The sequence below is a fragment of the Mumia spirodelae genome, from assembly GCF_050632745.1.
Classification (GTDB): Bacteria; Actinomycetota; Actinomycetes; order Propionibacteriales; family Nocardioidaceae; genus Mumia.
Map to the genome: position 1 here is coordinate 1,303,076 of NZ_JBODSD010000001.1, position 16,446 is coordinate 1,319,521.

Annotated in this window: 20 protein-coding genes; 12 read left to right on the forward strand and 8 right to left on the reverse strand. The window is 73.9% G+C overall.

Going from position 1 to position 16,446, the window contains the following annotated elements:
• Positions 1-81: 81 nt before the first annotated feature.
• Positions 82-483: a DUF1304 family protein gene (locus ACQSSQ_RS06395; RefSeq protein ID WP_431326198.1), complete on the forward strand. Its 402-nt coding sequence runs from the start codon at positions 82-84 to the stop codon at positions 481-483.
• A 137-nt stretch (positions 484-620) separates the two neighbouring features.
• Here the strand turns inward: ACQSSQ_RS06395 and ACQSSQ_RS06400 are convergent, their stop codons facing one another.
• The 3 genes from ACQSSQ_RS06400 to ACQSSQ_RS06410 are packed head-to-tail and all read right to left on the reverse strand — an operon-like array spanning position 621 to position 3,239.
• Positions 621-1,406 (reverse strand): MBL fold metallo-hydrolase, encoded by a 786-nt coding sequence (locus tag ACQSSQ_RS06400; RefSeq protein ID WP_431326199.1) that lies wholly within the window; start codon positions 1,404-1,406, stop codon positions 621-623.
• On the reverse strand, positions 1,403-2,761 hold the full coding sequence (locus tag ACQSSQ_RS06405) for a TrpB-like pyridoxal phosphate-dependent enzyme (RefSeq protein ID WP_431326200.1): 1,359 nt from the start codon (positions 2,759-2,761) through the stop codon (positions 1,403-1,405). Before ACQSSQ_RS06405 ends, ACQSSQ_RS06400 begins: the two co-directional genes overlap by 4 nt.
• A gap of 22 nt (positions 2,762-2,783) precedes the next feature.
• Positions 2,784-3,239: an Rrf2 family transcriptional regulator gene (locus ACQSSQ_RS06410; protein WP_431326201.1), complete on the reverse strand. Its 456-nt coding sequence runs from the start codon at positions 3,237-3,239 to the stop codon at positions 2,784-2,786.
• 69 nt (positions 3,240-3,308) lie between these two features.
• Between ACQSSQ_RS06410 and ACQSSQ_RS06415 the strand changes: the two genes are divergently transcribed.
• The 4 genes from ACQSSQ_RS06415 to ACQSSQ_RS06430 all read left to right on the forward strand — a co-directional run bounded on the left by ACQSSQ_RS06415 (position 3,309) and on the right by ACQSSQ_RS06430 (position 6,459).
• Complete coding sequence (locus ACQSSQ_RS06415) at positions 3,309-4,706, forward strand: MFS transporter (RefSeq protein ID WP_431326202.1); 1,398 nt, start codon at positions 3,309-3,311, stop codon at positions 4,704-4,706.
• Between the two features lie 72 nt (positions 4,707-4,778).
• Positions 4,779-5,237, forward strand: coding sequence for an SRPBCC family protein (locus tag ACQSSQ_RS06420; protein WP_431326203.1), 459 nt, complete (start codon positions 4,779-4,781; stop codon positions 5,235-5,237).
• The gene (locus tag ACQSSQ_RS06425; protein WP_431326204.1) at positions 5,234-5,557 is read left to right on the forward strand and encodes an ArsR/SmtB family transcription factor; all 324 of its coding nucleotides are present in this window, start codon (positions 5,234-5,236) and stop codon (positions 5,555-5,557) included. The genes ACQSSQ_RS06420 and ACQSSQ_RS06425 overlap by 4 nt, the downstream gene beginning before the upstream one ends.
• 68 nt (positions 5,558-5,625) lie before the next feature.
• A complete protein-coding gene (locus ACQSSQ_RS06430) occupies positions 5,626-6,459 on the forward strand; it encodes a siderophore-interacting protein (protein WP_431326205.1) in 834 nt (277 codons plus the stop codon).
• A gap of 19 nt (positions 6,460-6,478) precedes the next feature.
• On the opposite strand, the gene ACQSSQ_RS06435 is transcribed toward ACQSSQ_RS06430, so the two are convergent.
• Entirely contained in the window at positions 6,479-6,778 is a 300-nt protein-coding gene (locus ACQSSQ_RS06435) for a TFIIB-type zinc ribbon-containing protein (RefSeq protein WP_431326206.1), read from the reverse strand.
• A 4-nt stretch (positions 6,779-6,782) separates the two neighbouring features.
• On the reverse strand, positions 6,783-7,004 hold the full coding sequence (locus ACQSSQ_RS06440; RefSeq protein WP_431326207.1) for a hypothetical protein: 222 nt from the start codon (positions 7,002-7,004) through the stop codon (positions 6,783-6,785).
• 45 nt (positions 7,005-7,049) lie between these two features.
• Here ACQSSQ_RS06440 and ACQSSQ_RS06445 point away from each other — a divergent pair, with 45 nt between their 5' ends.
• On the forward strand, positions 7,050-7,445 hold the full coding sequence (locus ACQSSQ_RS06445; RefSeq protein WP_431326208.1) for a nitroreductase family deazaflavin-dependent oxidoreductase: 396 nt from the start codon (positions 7,050-7,052) through the stop codon (positions 7,443-7,445).
• A 3-nt stretch (positions 7,446-7,448) separates the two neighbouring features.
• On the opposite strand, the gene ACQSSQ_RS06450 is transcribed toward ACQSSQ_RS06445, so the two are convergent.
• Positions 7,449-8,324 carry a LysR family transcriptional regulator ArgP gene (locus tag ACQSSQ_RS06450; RefSeq protein ID WP_431326209.1) on the reverse strand — a complete coding sequence of 292 codons (876 nt, stop codon included), beginning with the start codon at positions 8,322-8,324 and terminating at the stop codon, positions 7,449-7,451.
• Positions 8,325-8,394: 70 nt separating this feature from the next.
• Between ACQSSQ_RS06450 and ACQSSQ_RS06455 the strand changes: the two genes are divergently transcribed.
• Both ACQSSQ_RS06455 and ACQSSQ_RS06460 read left to right on the forward strand, forming a co-directional pair.
• Complete coding sequence (locus ACQSSQ_RS06455) at positions 8,395-9,015, forward strand: LysE/ArgO family amino acid transporter (protein ID WP_431326210.1); 621 nt, start codon at positions 8,395-8,397, stop codon at positions 9,013-9,015.
• Positions 9,016-9,098: 83 nt separating this feature from the next.
• Positions 9,099-10,793 (forward strand): serine/threonine-protein kinase, encoded by a 1,695-nt coding sequence (locus ACQSSQ_RS06460; RefSeq protein ID WP_431326211.1) that lies wholly within the window; start codon positions 9,099-9,101, stop codon positions 10,791-10,793.
• A gap of 2 nt (positions 10,794-10,795) precedes the next feature.
• Here the strand turns inward: ACQSSQ_RS06460 and ACQSSQ_RS06465 are convergent, their stop codons facing one another.
• Positions 10,796-11,050 (reverse strand): metal-sensitive transcriptional regulator, encoded by a 255-nt coding sequence (locus tag ACQSSQ_RS06465; RefSeq protein ID WP_431326212.1) that lies wholly within the window; start codon positions 11,048-11,050, stop codon positions 10,796-10,798.
• Between the two features lie 79 nt (positions 11,051-11,129).
• Here ACQSSQ_RS06465 and ACQSSQ_RS06470 point away from each other — a divergent pair, with 79 nt between their 5' ends.
• Genes ACQSSQ_RS06470 through ACQSSQ_RS06480 form a run of 3 tightly spaced genes read left to right on the forward strand, consistent with a single transcriptional unit; the run spans position 11,130 to position 13,623 of the window.
• Positions 11,130-11,303 (forward strand): DUF8730 family Cys-rich protein, encoded by a 174-nt coding sequence (locus ACQSSQ_RS06470; RefSeq protein ID WP_431326213.1) that lies wholly within the window; start codon positions 11,130-11,132, stop codon positions 11,301-11,303.
• A 5-nt stretch (positions 11,304-11,308) separates the two neighbouring features.
• Positions 11,309-12,958, forward strand: coding sequence for an FAD-dependent oxidoreductase (locus ACQSSQ_RS06475; protein WP_431326214.1), 1,650 nt, complete (start codon positions 11,309-11,311; stop codon positions 12,956-12,958).
• A 35-nt stretch (positions 12,959-12,993) separates the two neighbouring features.
• On the forward strand, positions 12,994-13,623 hold the full coding sequence (locus ACQSSQ_RS06480) for a hypothetical protein (RefSeq protein ID WP_431326215.1): 630 nt from the start codon (positions 12,994-12,996) through the stop codon (positions 13,621-13,623).
• 7 nt (positions 13,624-13,630) lie between these two features.
• Here ACQSSQ_RS06480 and ACQSSQ_RS06485 read toward each other — a convergent pair whose 3' ends face one another.
• The gene (locus tag ACQSSQ_RS06485) at positions 13,631-14,131 is read right to left on the reverse strand and encodes a MarR family winged helix-turn-helix transcriptional regulator (protein ID WP_431326216.1); all 501 of its coding nucleotides are present in this window, start codon (positions 14,129-14,131) and stop codon (positions 13,631-13,633) included.
• Positions 14,132-14,209: 78 nt separating this feature from the next.
• Here ACQSSQ_RS06485 and ACQSSQ_RS06490 point away from each other — a divergent pair, with 78 nt between their 5' ends.
• Positions 14,210-16,441, forward strand: coding sequence for an LLM class flavin-dependent oxidoreductase (locus ACQSSQ_RS06490; RefSeq protein WP_431326217.1), 2,232 nt, complete (start codon positions 14,210-14,212; stop codon positions 16,439-16,441).
• Positions 16,442-16,446: the final 5 nt, after the last annotated feature.

Consider the following 16,446-nt stretch of genomic DNA (forward strand, 5'->3'; position numbering starts at 1 on the left):
TCAGTATCGCCCCGCACCGCCCCGCGGACCCCCAGGATTCAGGGATCGACGCGGACCTGACCCGGTCCTAGCGTCGGAGGCATGACCGTGATCGTGTGGGTGGCGACGCTCGTGGTGGCAGCCGTGCACCTCCTGGCGTTCCTGTGGGAGGTCGTGCTCATCCAGCGACCGAGCGTGCACGAGGGGGTCTTCGCGATCCCGGCGCGAGACCTTCCGGCGATCCGGCTGTGGGCCTTCGGCGTGGGCTTCTACAACCTCTTCCTCGCCGCCGGGGCCGTCGCCGGTGTGCTGTTCTGGGCCGCGGGCGAGGAGACCGTCGGCAAGACGCTCGTCGTGTACGTGTGCGTCTTCGCCGCGTTGTCGGGACTGGTGCTCTTCGTCGGGGACCGCATGGCGCTGTCGCGGGAACGCGGATCCGGTGTCGGGGGCGCGGTCGCGCAGGGAGTCCCGCCGCTCGTGGCGCTCGGCGCGATGCTGCTGTGAGGCGGCCCCGCCCGCGAGCCCGCCCCGCCCGCGCGGGTTGGTCGGTGGGTGGTCACCGGCGCGAGGGGCGTGACCACCCAGGGACCGACGCGGGGCCTCAGCGACCGACGCGGGGCCTCAGGGACCGACGCGGGGCCTCAGGGACCGACGCGTGGCCTCATCCGACGGCGGGCGTCCGCGTGCTCGGCCAGGAGCCACTCGGCGGCACCGGAGAGTCGAGGGTCGTCGGTCTCGGACTCGAGGGGGAGCGAGGCCAGGTAGTCGCGGTCGGCGGCGATCCGCCGCTGCAGCTCGGCGCGATCACCGACGCTGCCGTGGCCCGGCACGACGGCCTCGACCCGCGGGGCGACGCGCTCGAACAGGTCGAGCGCCTCGGCGTAGTCGTCCCACGGGTGGGCGGCCTCGAGGTCCAGCAGCGGGACCTCGACGTCGGACAGCATGTCGCCGGCGACGAGGACCCCGACGTCGGCGACCAGGAGCGCGGCGTGCCCCGCTGCGTGCGCACGGTGCTCGAGGACGCGGACCTCGCGCCCTTCCCACGGCAGCACGTCCGAGGAAGGCTCGAGCGCGACCACGCGTCCCAGGCCGCTCGTGTCGACCCCGTCGAGCGCCTCGCGGGCCTTGCGGGTGTTGTCGTCGACGACCGCGAGCGCCCGGCGAGCACCGGCCGCGGTGGCCCAGCGCGGCCCGTCCCCGAGGGCCGGTCGCCAGAGGAGGTGGTCCCAGTGGGGGTGCGTCGAGAACGCGCCCGTCACCGTCAGGCCGCGCGCGGTGAGCTCTGCGGCGAGGTCGTCGATCTCGCGACCGGTCACCGCGGGGTCGACGATCAGGCACTCCCGGCCGCCCTCGCCCACCACGACCGTCGTCGTGGTGGTGCAGAACGGGTGCGTCGCGACGAGGACGCCGGGAGCGACCTCGATCATCCGACCGACGGCACCGCGGCCAGGGAGGCGGCCAGCTCGTCGTCGCTGAGCGGGTCGTCCTCGAGTCGGCCGTGCAGGTACGAGTCGTACGCGCCGAGCTCGAGCAGGCCGTGGCCGGACAGCCCGATCACGATCACCGGCTCCGCGCCCGACTCCGCGGCGGCCAGCGCCGTACGGCGTGCCTGGGCGAGCGCGTGGGAGGACTCGGGCGCGGCGACGATGCCCTCGGTGCGCGCGAACTCGGTCGCCGTCTCGAAGCACTCGCTCTGGTGCAGCGCGACGGCCTCGATCAGACCCTCGTGCGCGACGTGCGAGACCAGCGGCGCCATCGCGTGGTAGCGCAGGCCGCCCGCGTGGATCGGGGACGGCACGAAGTCGTGCCCGAGCGTGTACATCTTCATGAGCGGCGTCATGCCGCCGGTGTCGCCGAAGTCGTAGCGGTACTCGCCGCGGGTGAGCGTCGGGCACGACGACGGCTCGACGGCGACGATCGCCGGTGCCTGACGCCCGGCCAGCTTCTCCCGCAGGAACGGGAACGCCAGGCCCGCGAAGTTGGAGCCGCCACCCGCGCAGCCGATCACGACGTCGGCACCGGACTCGCCCGCCTTCGCGAGCTGGAGCAGCGCCTCCTCGCCGATCACCGTCTGGTGGAGGAGGACGTGGTTGAGCACGGACCCGAGGGCGTACTTGGTCGCCTCGTCCTGGGCCGCGAGCTCGACCGCCTCGGTGATCGCGATGCCGAGCGATCCCGGGTGGTCGGCCGGGAACCCCTTGCCGAACTCCGTCAGCGGGCTCGGCGAACGGTGGACCTTGCCCCCGAACACCTCGATGAGGGTCCGGCGCTGCGGCTTGGTGTCGTACGACGCCCCGACCTGCCACACCTCGCACTCGAGCCCGAACAGCGCGCACGCGTACGACAGGGCGGTGCCCCACTGGCCGGCGCCGGTCTCGGTGGTCAGGCGGGTGATGCCGTTCTGGGCGTTGTAGTAGACCTGCGGGACCGAGGTGTTGGTCTTGTGCGAGCCGGCCGGGGAGACGCCCTCGTACTTGTAGTAGATCCGCGCGGACGTGCCGAGCTTCTGCTCCCAGCGGCGGGCGCGCACCAGCGGCGAGGGCCGGTACTGCCGGTAGACGGCGCGCACCGGCTCCGGGATCTCCACGTAGCGGTCGGTGGTCACCTCCTGGGCGATCAGCTCCGGCGGGAACAGCGGCGCGAGGTCGTCCGGGCCGACCGGCTCGTGGGTCGCCGGGTGCAGCGGCGGTGGCGGCGGCGTCGGGAGGTCGGCGACGACGTTGTACCAGTGGGTCGGCATCTCCGACTCGTCGAGCGTGATGCGGATCCGGTCGTCGGTCATCGTTCCTCCTGAGGTCGGGCGCTCAGGCTATCGGTCCCGTGCCGCCGTCGGAATGCGCGAGGGCGTCGTCGAGGGCGTCCGCGACCGTCGTACGGGCCAGCTCGGCGCGGACCGCGTCGTCCACGCGGGCGTACACCGGAGCGAGCGCAGGTCGGATCCCTCGGGCGACCACGCAGCGCGGACTCGGCTCGTTGCGGTGCATCGCGAAGGCGGGGTCGGCTCCGAGGGCCTCGTCGACGTCGCGCAGCGTGATGGCCGAGGCTTCGCGCGCGAGCCGCCAGCCCGCGCCGGCTCCGCGACGGGAGACGACGACGTCGGACGCGCGCAGGTCGGAGAGCAGCCGGCGGATCACCACCGGGTTCGTCCGGACGCTCCGCGAGATGTCCTCCGACGTCGACCACTCCTCGCCGCGGCGGCGGTGCAGCTCCATCCACGCCAGCACATGCACGGCGATGGTCAGGCGACTGTTCGCGCTCATGGTGCTATGGTAACCAGAATTGTTACGACTGGCGCCGCGACGCGAGCGGACGCCTTCGGGGAGGTCCGCATGTCCGTGTCGTCGACCCGCACGCCTCCGCGGCAGGACACCCGGTCGGCGCGGTGGACGCTCGCCGTCGTCGCCGCCGGCACCTTCCTGATGCTGGCCGCCTTCACGATGCCGCTCGCGACGATCGTCCCGACGGCCGCGTCGCTCGACGCGGGCGTCGCCGGTCGGACGTGGATCCTGAGCTCGATGAGCATCGGGCTGGCGGCCGCGCTGCTGACCAGCGGCGCGGTCGCCGACGACCTCGGGCGTCGGAGGACGTTCGTCGTCGGTCTGGTCGTGATGGCGGTGACCGCCGTGGTGTGCGCGCTCGCGCCGGGCACCGCGCTCTTCGTCGTCGCCCGCGTCCTGCAGGGGGTCGGGGGAGCCGCCGTCACCGCCTCGGGGCTCGGCATCATCGCCCACCGCTTCCCGCAGGGCCCGGCGCGTGCGAAGGCGAGCGGGGTGTGGGGCGCCTCGCTCGGGGCCGGGATCGCGCTGGGGCCGGTGGTCGCCGGGCTGTGCGACGCGTGGGTGTCCTGGCGGCTGGCGTACGCCGTCCTGGCCGTCGCGTCGCTGGCGACCGCGGCGCTGGCCCGGGCGGTCGTGGCGGAGTCGCGCGCGCCGTACCCGCGACCCGTCGACCGCTGGGGCGGCCTGCTCCTCGCCGCCGGGCTCGCGAGCCTGCTCGCGGGCCTCGTCGAGGGCCGGCAGGGTCTCGGCGACCCGGCCGTCCTCGCGCTGTTCGGCGGCGCCGCGGTGCTCCTGGTCGCGTTCATCGTCGCGGAGCGTCGCGGGAGGGCTCCCATGCTCGACCTCGGGCTCCTGCGGCACCGGCCGTTCGTCGCCGCGACCGTCGCCGCGTTCGCCACCGGGATGGGGGTCATCGCCCTCTTCTCGTTCATCGCCGTCTTCCTCGACGCCGGGCTCGGCATCGACGCGCTGGGCGCCGCGCTGCTGCTCATGGCGTGGTCGGTGACGAGCGTCGTGGCGTCGTTGCTCGCCCGACGCATCCCGGAGCGACGCTTCCCAGGGCGGGTGCAGCTCGCCACCGGGCTGGTCGGGGTGGCCGTGGGACAGGCGGCGTTGACGGCCGTCGGGCCGGGAACGACCTGGCTGCGCTTCGTGCCCGCCCTCGTCGTGGCGGGCGTGGCCAGCGGCATCCTCAACGCGGCGCTCGGCCGCGAGGCGGTCGCCAGCGTGCCGGTCGGTCGCGAGGCGATGGGGGCCGGCGCCAACAACACGGCGCGCTACGTCGGCTCGGCGATCGGGGTGACCGTCGTCGCGGTCGTCGTTGCGGCCCACGGCCCGACGCAGCAGGACCTGTACGACGGGTGGAACGTCGCGGCGCTGCTGACGGCGGGCTTCTCCCTCGTCGGCGCCGCGGTCGTCGCGGCCTGCCGGCCCCGTTCCCGTCCCTGAGCCGCGGCCGAGGCTTGCGTCGACGACGTCGAAGTGCAACTGTGAAGTTGCACATCGACGAAGGGAGGCAAGATGGACGCCGAGAACGACCGCATCGAGCAGCAGATCGACATCGACGCCCCGGCCGAGCGGGTGTGGGACCTGGTGGCCGTCCCGGGGTGGTACGTCAACGACGGCGCGTACGAGGAGCACCGGATCGAGCGGGTGGGAGACGTCGACCTCGTGCACGACCGCGTCCACGGCGTCTTCGCGTTCCGGACGGTCGCCCTCGAGCGGCCCCGCTACGCGGCGTTCCGCTGGATCGCGGACCACGAGTCCTCTGACCCCGACACCGAGTCGACGCTGGTCGAGTTCTGGATCGACGAGCGACCGGGCGGCGTCACGCTCCGCGTCGTCGAGAGCGGCTTCGCCTCGCTCGGCGGCACCGAGGACGATCGTCGTACGAGACTCGCCGACAACGTGGAGGGGTGGACGATCGAGCTCGCCGTGGCGCGTGATCACGTCGAGTCGGTCGCGGCGGGGCGGGCATGAGCGGATCCGCGTCGCCCGCGGCGTCGTTCGCCGCGCTCGGCGACGAGACCCGGTGGGCGCTGCTCGTCCGGCTGGGGGGCGGCGCCGCGTCGGCCTCGACGCTGGCGGCGGACCTCCCGATCTCGCGGCAGGCCGTCGCGAAGCATCTGGAGGTGCTGCGCGAGGTCGGGCTCGTCACCTCCGAGAGGTACGGACGGGAGGTGCGCTTCCGTCCGCTCGGCGCGGAGCTGAGCCGGCTCGGACGCGACCTGCAGCGGCACGCCGACGCCTGGCAGCGCCGGCTCGAGCTGCTGAAGCGAGCGGCCGAGGCCGAGGGGTAGGCCGAGCCGGTCTCGACAGGACGTCTCAAGGTTGGTTAGGTTTGCCTAACCAATCCGAGGAGAATCGCATGGCACGAAGCAACTTGGCGGCGCAGCGCATCGAGGCCCGCACGCCCGGACTGCTCACCCTCCACGTCGTCGGCAAGGAGCGCGTGTCTCGGAGCTTCGTCCGCGTGACCCTGGGGCGAGGAGACGTCGCCGACTTCGTCCCGCTCGGCTACGACCAGTGGTTCCGCCTGTTCCTCCCGGTCTCGGACACCTCGCTCGCCCGCGTCCCCGCGAAGCTCACCACGCTCTCCTACCTCCGGTTCATGGCGGTGTCGAAGACCGAGCGGCCCGTGCTGCGCAACTACACCGTGCGCGCCTACCGGCCCGACGGCGAGGACGGGCCCGAGATCGACGTCGACTTCGTCGTGCACGGCGACGCGACGGAGGGGACGGCCGGGCCTGCAGCGTCCTGGGCGCAGTCGTGCGAGCCCGGCGACCCGGTCGCGATCCTCGACGAGGGACGGTGCTTCAACCCGCCGGAAGGGACGCGGGAGCTCCTCCTCGCCGCGGACGAGACCGGTCTCCCCGCGGTCGCGGGGATCCTCGCCTCGCTCGAGCCGGGCGCCGTCGGTCGCGTCGTCGTCGAGGTGCCGACGGCCGACGACCGGCAGGACCTCGTGGCGCCTGCCGGTGTCGACGTCGTCTGGGTGGTCCGCGGCGACGACCGGGCGACGCCGGGGGAGGCGGCCCTCGCGACCGTGCGGGCGCTCCCGGCGCCTGCGCCTCAGACCTACGCGTGGGTGGTCGGCGAGTCGGCGCTGGTCGCCGGGGCGCGCCGTCACTGGGTCCAGTCGGGCGTCCCGAAGGCGGACATCACCTTCGTCGGCTACTGGAAGGCCGGCCGGGCGCACTGACCGGGCGCTGCGGCTCCGGTCAGTCGAACAGGTCCGAGAGCCAGTTCTCCTTCTTCTTGCGCTTGTACGAGCGGTCGTCGTACCGGCGGTCGTCGGAGCGACGGTCCTCGTACCCGCGCTGCTGGTACGACGGCTGCGGCGGCTGTTGGTAGGACGGCTGCGCGGGCGCCGCCGGGGCCGCCTGCGTGCCGGCGCGGTCGATGATCTTGTCGAGCTCTCCACGGTCGAGCCACACGCCACGGCACTCCGGGCAGTAGTCGATCTCGATCCCGCTGCGCTCGCTCATCACGAGGGTGGTGTCGTCGTTCGGGCATCTCATGCGTTCATCCTGCGGGGTCGGAGGGTCGCAGCCAAGGCTCGTCGCTGCTCTCGCGGCCGGCGACGTACGCGAGCAGGCGGTCGTCGCTGGACGCCAGCCGGTCGACCTGCTCGCCCCCGTCGCAGCGGCAGAGGGACACGGTGGCGCTCGACGGTCCCCGCCCGACGACGCGCCACGTGCCGCCCGCGTCCTCCCAGCGCACCAGCGTCTCCAGGTCGTCGGCCATGGCTCCATCATGGCGCGGACGCGGTGCCCGTGGGACGGTACGGAGATGGCGCTCCCACGACGGATGCGGCGGATGAACCGGGACGGCTTCAACCGGCTCGCCGTGCACGTCGCGCCCTGGCTGCCGGGGATGGGGGTGGTGGTCCACCGGGGCCGCCGGTCGGGCCGCGCGTACCGGACGCCGGTGATGGTCTTCCGGCACGCGGACCGGCTCGTGATCGCGCTCCCGTACGGGACGGACACCGACTGGCTCCGCAACGTGCGCGCCGCGGCGGGCGCGTCGGTGGTGACGCGCCGACGGACCCTCCACGTCGTCGACCCGCACCTCGTCCACGACCCCGAGCGCGCCTCCGTGCCGGCGCCGGTCCGACTGGCCCTGGCGGGGCTCCACGTCGACGACTTCCTCGTGACGCGCGTCGTGGACGGGCCGCCGACCGCCTGAGCGTCAGCGCAGGCGCATCCGCGCCCCCTCGCGGACCGCGTCGGACAGCAGCGCGAGCGCGGGGGAGTCGAGCTGCGCCTGGTGCCAGAACAGCCGGACGTCGGTCCGCGTGCGCGCCCCGATCTCTCGCACGGCGCCGTCGCGTTCGAGCTCCTCAGACTGCAGGTCAGGGAGCATCCCCCACCCGATCCCGAGGCGTACGGCCTCGCGGAAGGCCTCCGACCCGGGCACGTAGTGCCGGGGTGCGTCGACGCGGCGCCGCGTCACGCGGCGCACGAACCGCTGCTGGAGCTCGTCGACGTGGTCGAACTCCACGACCGGTGCGTGCGCCAGCGCCTCGGCCGAGACGCCGTCGGCGAACCAGCGTGCGGCGAAGGCGGGACTCGCCATGGCGCGGTAGCGCATCGTGCCCAGCGTGGTCACCGTGCAGCCGGGGACGCGCGTCGGGTCGGCGGCGACCGCCGCGAGCGCCGTCCCGTCGCGCAGCCGGGCGAGCGAGTGCTGCTCGTCCTCGCGCTGCACGTCGACGCGGACGCGGTCGGTGATCGCGACGAGGGACGGGACGAACCAGGTCGCCAGCGAGTCGGCGTTGACGACCACGGGCACGCTCACCGGTCCGCGCTCGGCCGCGGAGGGTGCCAGGTCGGAGAGCAGGAGGTCGACCTGCCGGGCGAGGCGCAGGACGGGGGCGCCCTGGTCGGTGACGGTCACGGGCCGCGTGCGGCGGACGAGGACACGGCCGGTCGCCGCCTCGAGCCCCTTGATGCGCTGGCTGACGGCGGAGGGGGTGATGCGGAGGGCGGCGGCAGCAGCCTCGAAGCTGCCCTCGCCGACGACCGCGACGAGCGTACGGAGCTGGTCCAGGGCGACGTCGGTCATGAAGCCCTCCTTCATCTGCTGAAGGAACTTTAGCTGGAGTGAAGAAGTCGCGACACCTAGCGTGGGGGTCATGGGAGCTGGAGGAGCGTCGTCCGTCGTCGTGGCAGGGCTGTTGACCGGACTGTCCCTCATCGTCGCGATCGGGGCGCAGAACGTGTTCGTCCTGCGCCAGGGGCTGCGTCGCGAGCACGTGGGCAAGGTCGTGCTCGTGTGCGCGCTGTCCGACACCGTGCTGATCGTCGCGGGGGTCGCCGGCGTGGGGGGACTGCTCGCGCGGGCCCCGCTGCTCGTCGAGGTCGCGCGCTGGGGCGGTGCGGCCTTCCTCACCGCCTACGCGCTGCTCGCCGCGCGCCGGGCGTGGGTCGGCGGCCACCTCGAGGTCGACGACCGCGGCGCCCGGGTCTCGGGCTGGGCGGTCGTCTCGACCGCGGCGGCCCTGACCTGGCTGAACCCCCACGTCTACCTCGACACCGTCCTGCTGCTCGGCTCGGTGGGAGCCTCGTACGGGTCCGACCGGGCGTTCTTCGCGCTCGGTGCGGTGGTGGCCAGCTGGGCCTGGTTCACGGCGCTCGGGTACGGAGCGCGGGTGCTCCGTCCGCTCTTCGCCCGCCCGACCGCCTGGCGGGTCCTGGACGCCGGGATCGCCGTCGTGATGCTCGCGATCGCGGTCTCGCTGGTGCGCCACGCGTGAGCCCGGCCGCCGTGTGATGCGGATCGCAGACCCTGCGGCGTTGTTAGGCTGCCAGGACAGTACCGACGGCATGGAAGGGGCACATGTCAGCGGGCGACACCGCAGAGGACCACGTCCCGACGGTCCGGGTCCCGGACCCTCGGGCGGTCGATGCTGCCCCGACCGTGCACGTCCCGAACGGCGCCGCGCTGCCGCTCGACCCGTCGACCGCGTCCGTCGGGCCGTACCGTCTGCGCGTGCTGCTCGGCTCCGGCGGCTTCGGGGCGGTCTACGTGGGGAGCACGGCGAGCGGGCCGCCGGTCGCCGTCAAGGTCCTCACGTTCGAGGGCCCGGGAGCGCGCGAGCGGTTCGCGCGCGAGGCGCGGCTGCTGCACCAGCTGGGTGGCAACGGCTTCCCGGCGTACGTCGCCGGTGACCTCGACGCGGCGCGGCCGTGGTTCGCGATGGAGCTCCTCGAGGGCGTGACCGTCGGCGAGGCGGTGCGCCATGCCGGGCCGCTGGCGGTGCCCACGGTGGTGGTCGCGGCGCTCGACGTCGGGCGCTCGCTCGGCCGGCTGCACGACCTCGGCTACGTGCACCGCGACGTGAAGCCCGCCAACGCGGTGCTCGCCGGCCGGCGGGCGACGCTGATCGACGTCGGGATCGCCAAGGGCGACCACGTCCACGACCTCACGACGACCGGCGAGATGGTCGGGTCCGTCGCCTGGGCGGCACCCGAGCGGCTGACGGGGGACCGCGCCACCGCGGCGACCGACGTCTACGGTCTCGGGCTGCTGATGGCCTTCGCGTCGTCAGGGCGCACCCCGTTCCCGCGCGGCGACGACGCCGCGACGCTCAGCGCCGTCGCCGAAGGCCGGATCGACCTGCGCGGGGTGCCGGACGCGCTCGTGCCGCTGGTCCGGCGTACGACCGCCGTCTCTCCCGCAGACCGCCCGTCGATGCGCGAGGTCGTGACGGCCCTCCGCGCGCTGGCCCCCGCCGAGGACGGCGCGCCCAGACCGGCGGTCGAGGCGCCGGCCCGGACCCGCGTCGCCCCGCGCCCGCCGGCACCGCCGGCGGCGCGTCCCGCTGCGCCCGTGCCGGCGGCACCGCCCCCGGCCCCGGCGCCGCAGACCGTCGCCGTCCCGGCTCCCGCCGCGGCCGCGGCCGCGCTCCCCCCAGCAGGCCTCCAGCGGCTTCTCGACAACCGTCACCTGGCGGCGGCGCTGACCGCCGCGCACGAGCGGGGCTACGACGGAGCCGCGGTCGCGATGATCGCCCGCGCGCAGCGTCGTACCCACCGCCGTGCCGTCCGTGCGCTGGACCCCGCCCGCGTGAAGGCGTCGATCTGGCGTCGCAACCGGTGGTGGGACGGTCAGCACGCCCAGCGGCGGCGCTTCCCTGACACCGACGAGGGATGGGCGCAGGAGCGGGCGCTGATCCACCGCGGGTGGTGGGGTGACAAGGGTGCCGCGCTCGTGGCGCTGGTCGGGATCCTCGCGGTCGTCGCGGGGTGCCTCGCCGGCGAGGACTCCGCCGTGCGGGCTCCGTTCACCTGGGTCGACCGGCTGCTGCCCGTCGTCGAGATCGGGCGCGGCTCGGTCGCGTGGGACATGGTCGCGGTCCTGGTGGCGGTCGTCGGCCTGCTCTGGCTCGCCGTCCGCTGGTCGCGGGCGGCGCAGCGCGACCGCGGGGTCGGGCCGCCGCAGAGCCTGCGGTCGGCACCCGGACTGATCGGTGTCGGCTTCGCGGTGGTGGCGGTCGCCGTGCTCCTCGTGGCGACCGGTCTCGTCGTCTGACGTCAGGCCAGCGACAGGAACACGCGCTCGAGCTTCTCGGCGTCGGCCTCGTCACCCTCGCTCAGGCACTCCCGGAGCCCGGTGGCGATCAGGGCGAAGCCCGCACGGTCGAGGGCCTTGCTCACCGCCGCCAGCTGGGTGACGACGTCCTCGCAGTCGCGCTCCTCCTCGAGCATGCGCAGGACGCCCGCCAGCTGGCCCTGTGCACGGCGCAGGCGGTTGACGACGGGCTGGGTGGCATCGGTGGAGAGCTGCATGTCTTGAAGAATACCCCCCGGGGTGTAGGCTCGCCGCATGTCGAACCGATACCCCCATGGGTATCCGAAGGAGGACGAGATGTGCCGAGCCGTGACGTGCCGGACATGTGGCAAGACGACCTGGGCGGGCTGCGGGCAGCACGTCGACGCGGTGATGGGACCGGTGGCGAAGGCCGACCGGTGCACGTGCGACCGCACGAAGGAGAAGCCCCGCTCGCTCGCGAGCTGGCTCCCGCCGTTCGGGCGGCGGTGAGCGCGGTGGGCGAGAGCCGTCGCACGGTCGTGGTCGGGGGCGTGGCCGCGGGGATGTCCACCGCGACCCGGCTGCGCCGCAACGACGAGCACCGGGGCATCGTCGTGCTCGAGCGCGGTCCGCACGTGTCGTTCGCCAACTGCGGGTTGCCATACCACGTCGGTGGTGTGATCGAGGACCGCGACGACCTCCTGCTCCAGACACCGGCGTCGCTTGCTGCGCGCTTCGGTCTCGACGTGCGTACGCGCCACGAGGTGGTCGACGTCGACCGTGCGCGTCGGGTGGTCCGGGTGCGCGCGCTCGAGACGGGCGAGGAGTACGAGGAGCCGTACGACGAGCTGGTCGTCGCGACGGGTGCCCGCGCCGTGCGGCCGCCGATCCCGGGCGTCGAGCGGGCGCACACGCTCCGCGACCTCGACGACATGGACGCGATCCTCGCGGCGCTCCACGGCACCGACGGCGACGCGGCGCGTACGGCGGTCGTCGTCGGGGCGGGGTTCATCGGGATCGAGCTCGCCGAGAACCTCACCCGGCGCGGGCTGGCGGTCACGCTCGTCGAGCGCGAGCCGCAGGTGCTCCCGCCGCTGGACCCGGAGATGGCGGTGATCGTCGACGCGCGGCTGCGTGCCCACGGGGTCACCGTGCGGACGAGCGCCGCCGTGACTGCGATCGACGCGACGACGGCGTCCCTGGACGACGGGACGACGCTTCCTGCGGACGTCGTCGTCACCGCGGTCGGCGTGGTCCCGGAGTCCGCGCTCGCCGAGCGGGCGGGGCTCGAGGTCGGTGAGCGCGGCGGCATCGTCGTCGACGCGCGGCAGCGTACGTCCGACCCGTCCGTCTTCGCCGTCGGCGACGTCGCCGTGAAGCGCGACGCCTTGACCGGCGACGCCACGCTCGTCCCGCTCGCGCAGACCGCGAACCGGCAGGGACGCCTCGTCGCCGACGTCATCGCCGGTCGCGCGGTGAGCGCGGCGCCGGTCCTCGGGACGGCCGTGGTCGGGGCCTTCGGCACCACCGCCGCGATGGTCGGCTGGAGCGAGAAGCGCCTGCGGGCGGCCGGCCGGCCGGTGCGCGTGATCCACACCCACCCCAGCGACCACGCCGGCTACTACCCGGGGGCTCGGTCGATGGCGCTCAAGCTGCTGGTCGACCCCACGACCGACGCGATCCTGGGTGCTCAGGGAGTCGGGGAGTCCGGTGTGGACAAGCGGATCGACGTGATCGCCACCGCGATGCGCGGCGGCCTGCGCGCCAGCGACCTGGCCGACCTCGAGCTCGCGTACGCGCCGCAGTACGGGTCCGCGAAGGATCCGGTGAACATGCTCGGGATGGTCGCCGACAACCTCGCCGCCGGAGTCACCGACAGCGTGCAGTGGCACGAGATCGACACGGTGACGCGCGACGGTGCGACCGTGGTCGACGTCCGGACACCGGGGGAGTACGCGTCGGGGACCCTGCCCGGTGCGGTCAACGTCCCGCTCGACGAGCTCCGTCGCCGGCACGCGGAGCTGCCGGCCGGCCGTCTGGTCGTCACCTGCGCCGTCGGGCAGCGGGGCCACACGGCGACGCGACTGCTGCGTCAGCTGGGTCGTGAGGACGTCGCGAACCTCGACGGCGGCTACCGGACGTGGAGGCAGGCGGTCGGCGTCTGAGAGCATGACCGGCGACGTCCACGGGAGGAGCGAGCGTGCGGGAGCAAGTGCCGCCAGCTGTCCGGTTCCGGACGGGCCTCGGGCCCAAGGTGGGGCTGATCGCGGTTCCGTTGCCGCTCGTCGTGGTGGCACTGGCCGTCGCGGCGACCGTCGATCAGGGTGAGGTCCCGCCTGACGTGCCGCTGGTGGTCGCCCTCGCGTGCGCGCTGTCGCTGTCGATGGTCGGCCTGGCTGTCGCGGCGGCGCCGTCGCACCGATGGGACCTCGCGCAGGGCTTCCTCAGGGTCCGGCGGCGCGAGGTCGCGCTCGGTTCGGTGACGCGCGTGGTCGTGTTCCCGGGGTTCCGCGGCTGGGTGGGGATGAGCTTCTGGGACCCGGACGGGCGCATCGCGCGGCTGGGTGCGGACGTCGCCTTCGGGAACCGGCGCTCGCTCGGTCGTGACCAGTGGGCGGCGCTGCGGACGCTGCTCGCGGCGCCGCACGCGCCCGCGTTCGAGGTCTACCGGTCGGTCACGCAGCGCCAGATGGCGTCGCGGCCGCCGCTGCGGTCGTTGACCGGCGAGGCTGCCGTACGCCTGGTCGACGCGCAGATCGCGTGGATCGACTCGGGTCGCCGCTCGACCGCTCCTGGTTCGCCGGTGCAGCGGTTCGTGAGCGCCCTCTGACGAACCGTCAGTCGTCGGCTGCCAGGGCCGCGCGGCAGTACGGGTCGTCGTCGGCGGCGCGGGCCAGCCGCGCGGCGAGGAGCTCGGCGGTCTCCGCGAGCCCTTCGACGCGCTCGGCGCCGAGCGTGTCGACGACCAGCGCCCGCAGCGACGTCTCGCGGACGGCCCTGGCCCGGGCCGCCGCCGCCCGCCCGAGCTCGGTGATCACGACGTCCGCGCTGCGACCGTCGGCCTCGCACGTCTCGCGACCGAGGAGCCCGCGCTGCTCCATGCGTCGCGTCTGGTGCGACAGGCGGCTCTTCTCCCACTCGAGGGCGAGGCGGAGCTCGCGGGACCGCAGTCGTCCTCCGGGCGCCTCCGCGAGCACCTCGAGCACCGCGTAGTCGGCGTCCGACAGACCTGTCTCCCGGGTGATCTCGCGGGCGAGGTGGCGCACCAGGCGCTCGTGCGCCGCAGCATAGGCACGCCACGCGTCGAGCGGGGCGTCGGGAGTCCGGGTCGCGGTCACTCCTCCACGGTACCCGGAGGTTGATGTGTCATCCAGTGCGAGGTACGGTTGACCTATCAACCAAACACGGAGGACCGGATGCCCGACTACGGCCACGACCTGAGATTCGGCACGTTCATCACGCCCCAGAACGCGGCGCCCGACCAGGTCGTCGCTCTCGCACAGCTCAGTGAGGAGCTCGGGTTCGACCTGGTGACGTTCCAGGACCACCCCTACCAGCCCGCGTTCCTCGACACGTGGACGCTCATCAGCTACGTCGCCGCGCGGACCGAGCGCGTGCACCTGTCCGCGAACGTCCTCAACCTCCCGCTCCGCAACCCCGCCGTCCTCGCACGCTCGGTCGCCAGCCTCGACCTCCTGTCCGGAGGCCGGATCGACCTGGGCCTCGGCGCGGGAGCGTTCTGGGACGCCATCGCGGCGATGGGCGGACAGAAGCTCACGCCGGGCCAGAGCGTGACGGCGCTCAGCGAGGCGATCGACGTGATCCGGGGCATCTGGGCGGCCGACGAGCGGGGCGGACTGTTCGTCCAGGGTGAGTTCCACTCCGCGAACGGCGCGAAGCGCGGCCCCGCTCCGGCCCACGACGTCCCGATCTGGCTCGGCGCCTACAAGCCGCGCATGCAGCGGCTGATCGGCGAGAAGGCCGACGGCTGGCTCCCGAGCCTCAGCTACCTCCAGCCCGGGGACCTCGCGGCCGGCAACGCCGTGATCGACGAGGCGGCCGAGGCCGCGGGGCGCGATCCGCGCGACATCCGGCGTCTGCTCAACATCTCGGGGGGAAACCTCGGCAGCGGTGCGCTCGAGGGTCCCTCCGCGGCGTGGGTCGAGCAGCTCCTGCCGTACGTGGTCGACGACGGCATCGGCACCTTCATCCTCGGGACCGACGATCCCCGCACGATGCAGGAGTTCGCCGAGGAGGTCGTCCCGGCGCTGCGCGAGGCCGTGGCGGCAGAACGGGAGACCGCGTCGTCGGGTGAACGCGTCCGGGGCGCGACGGCTCTTGGCCGCCGCGTCCCGGGCATCGACTACGACGACGTCCCCGCGTCGTTGGCTGCAGACGCGGTCGAGCCGGGCGACGCCGGCTACGCGCGGGTCCGGCACAGCTATGTGCACCCGGGCAGCCCCGGGCTGGTCCTGCGCCCCGCTGACACCGCCCAGGTCGCGGAGGCGGTCGCGTACGCGCGCCGGCAACCGGTGCCTTTCGTCGTCCGCAGCGGCGGTCACGGCGTCGGCGGGCGCTCGACCAACGACGGCGGCATCGTGATCGACCTGGGCCGCCTCAAGGACGTCGAGGTCCTCGACCGGGAGCGGCGCCTGGTGCGCCTCGGCGCGGGCCTGCGCTGGCGCGAGGTCGCCCAGGCGCTGGCGCCGTACGGCCTCGCGATCAGCTCGGGTGACTCCGGTGACGTCGGCGTGGGAGGGCTCGGCACCTCGGGCGGCATCGGGCTCCTGGCCCGCGAGTTCGGGCTCACGATCGACCACGTCCGGGGCGCCGACGTCGTCCTCGCCGACGGGACGGTGGTGCGCGCCGACGCCGAGCACCACCCTGACCTGTTCTGGGCCGTCCGCGGCGGCGGCGAGTACGTCGGGGTCATGGCCAGCCTCGACGTCGAGGCGATGGAGCTGTCCGACGTCGTCCTCGCGGTGATCGTGCACCAGGTCGACGACACGCCCGCCTACCTCGAGCGCCTCGGGGCGCTCACCGAGGCGAGCCCGCGTCGGCTCACGCCGTTCACGACCGTGTTCCCCGCGGGCGACGGCCAGACCTACGCGCGGATCATGATCGTGTGGGCCGGTGACGACACCGAGGCCGCGGTCGGGGCGATCGAGCCCTTCCTCCACCTCGCGCCGGTGGTGCAGCAGCAGGCCCAGGTGGCGCCGTACAAGGGCATCATCCGCTCGACCGGCGACCCGACCGCGGGGCACCCGCAACCGCCGACCCGCTCGGCGCTCGTCGCGCACCTCGACGACGAGGCCGCACGGACTGCGGGCCGCCTCATGGACGACGGGCGGCTCGGCCTGGTCCAGGTTCGCGCGTTCCCCGGAGCAGCCGGCGACGTCGACCCCGACGAGACCGCCTTCGCGCACCGCGACCGTGGCTACAGCGTGATCGTCATGGCGGTCGAGGGCGAGGACGTCTCCGACGTGTGGGACCCGGTCGTGGATGCCCTCTACGGCAACTTCGAGACCGTCGTCACACCCGAGACGCTGGCGAAGACCTTCCCGCCCGCGACGCTGGCACGGCTGCGTACGGTGAAAGAGAGGTACGACCCCGACGGCGTGCTCGGCCGGACCTCGCTCGGCGAATGAGCGTA

What these genes read in the sequence shown, in the direction of transcription:
- ACQSSQ_RS06450 (WP_431326209.1), bottom strand. Translation starts at nt 8,324, where the DNA reads ATGACCGACGTCGCCCTGGACCAGCTCCGTACGCTCGTCGCGGTCGTC.
- ACQSSQ_RS06490 (WP_431326217.1), top strand. Translation starts at nt 14,210, where the DNA reads ATGCCCGACTACGGCCACGACCTGAGATTCGGCACGTTCATCACGCCC.
- ACQSSQ_RS06455 (WP_431326210.1), top strand. Translation starts at nt 8,395, where the DNA reads ATGGGAGCTGGAGGAGCGTCGTCCGTCGTCGTGGCAGGGCTGTTGACC.
- ACQSSQ_RS06400 (WP_431326199.1), bottom strand. Translation starts at nt 1,406, where the DNA reads ATGATCGAGGTCGCTCCCGGCGTCCTCGTCGCGACGCACCCGTTCTGC.
- ACQSSQ_RS06395 (WP_431326198.1), top strand. Translation starts at nt 82, where the DNA reads ATGACCGTGATCGTGTGGGTGGCGACGCTCGTGGTGGCAGCCGTGCAC.
- ACQSSQ_RS06465 (WP_431326212.1), bottom strand. Translation starts at nt 11,050, where the DNA reads ATGCAGCTCTCCACCGATGCCACCCAGCCCGTCGTCAACCGCCTGCGC.
- ACQSSQ_RS06405 (WP_431326200.1), bottom strand. Translation starts at nt 2,761, where the DNA reads ATGACCGACGACCGGATCCGCATCACGCTCGACGAGTCGGAGATGCCG.
- ACQSSQ_RS06430 (WP_431326205.1), top strand. Translation starts at nt 5,626, where the DNA reads ATGGCACGAAGCAACTTGGCGGCGCAGCGCATCGAGGCCCGCACGCCC.
- ACQSSQ_RS06415 (WP_431326202.1), top strand. Translation starts at nt 3,309, where the DNA reads ATGTCCGTGTCGTCGACCCGCACGCCTCCGCGGCAGGACACCCGGTCG.
- ACQSSQ_RS06460 (WP_431326211.1), top strand. Translation starts at nt 9,099, where the DNA reads ATGTCAGCGGGCGACACCGCAGAGGACCACGTCCCGACGGTCCGGGTC.
- ACQSSQ_RS06420 (WP_431326203.1), top strand. Translation starts at nt 4,779, where the DNA reads ATGGACGCCGAGAACGACCGCATCGAGCAGCAGATCGACATCGACGCC.
- ACQSSQ_RS06445 (WP_431326208.1), top strand. Translation starts at nt 7,050, where the DNA reads ATGGCGCTCCCACGACGGATGCGGCGGATGAACCGGGACGGCTTCAAC.
- ACQSSQ_RS06470 (WP_431326213.1), top strand. Translation starts at nt 11,130, where the DNA reads ATGTGCCGAGCCGTGACGTGCCGGACATGTGGCAAGACGACCTGGGCG.
- ACQSSQ_RS06425 (WP_431326204.1), top strand. Translation starts at nt 5,234, where the DNA reads ATGAGCGGATCCGCGTCGCCCGCGGCGTCGTTCGCCGCGCTCGGCGAC.
- ACQSSQ_RS06435 (WP_431326206.1), bottom strand. Translation starts at nt 6,778, where the DNA reads ATGAGATGCCCGAACGACGACACCACCCTCGTGATGAGCGAGCGCAGC.
- ACQSSQ_RS06410 (WP_431326201.1), bottom strand. Translation starts at nt 3,239, where the DNA reads ATGAGCGCGAACAGTCGCCTGACCATCGCCGTGCATGTGCTGGCGTGG.
- ACQSSQ_RS06440 (WP_431326207.1), bottom strand. Translation starts at nt 7,004, where the DNA reads ATGGCCGACGACCTGGAGACGCTGGTGCGCTGGGAGGACGCGGGCGGC.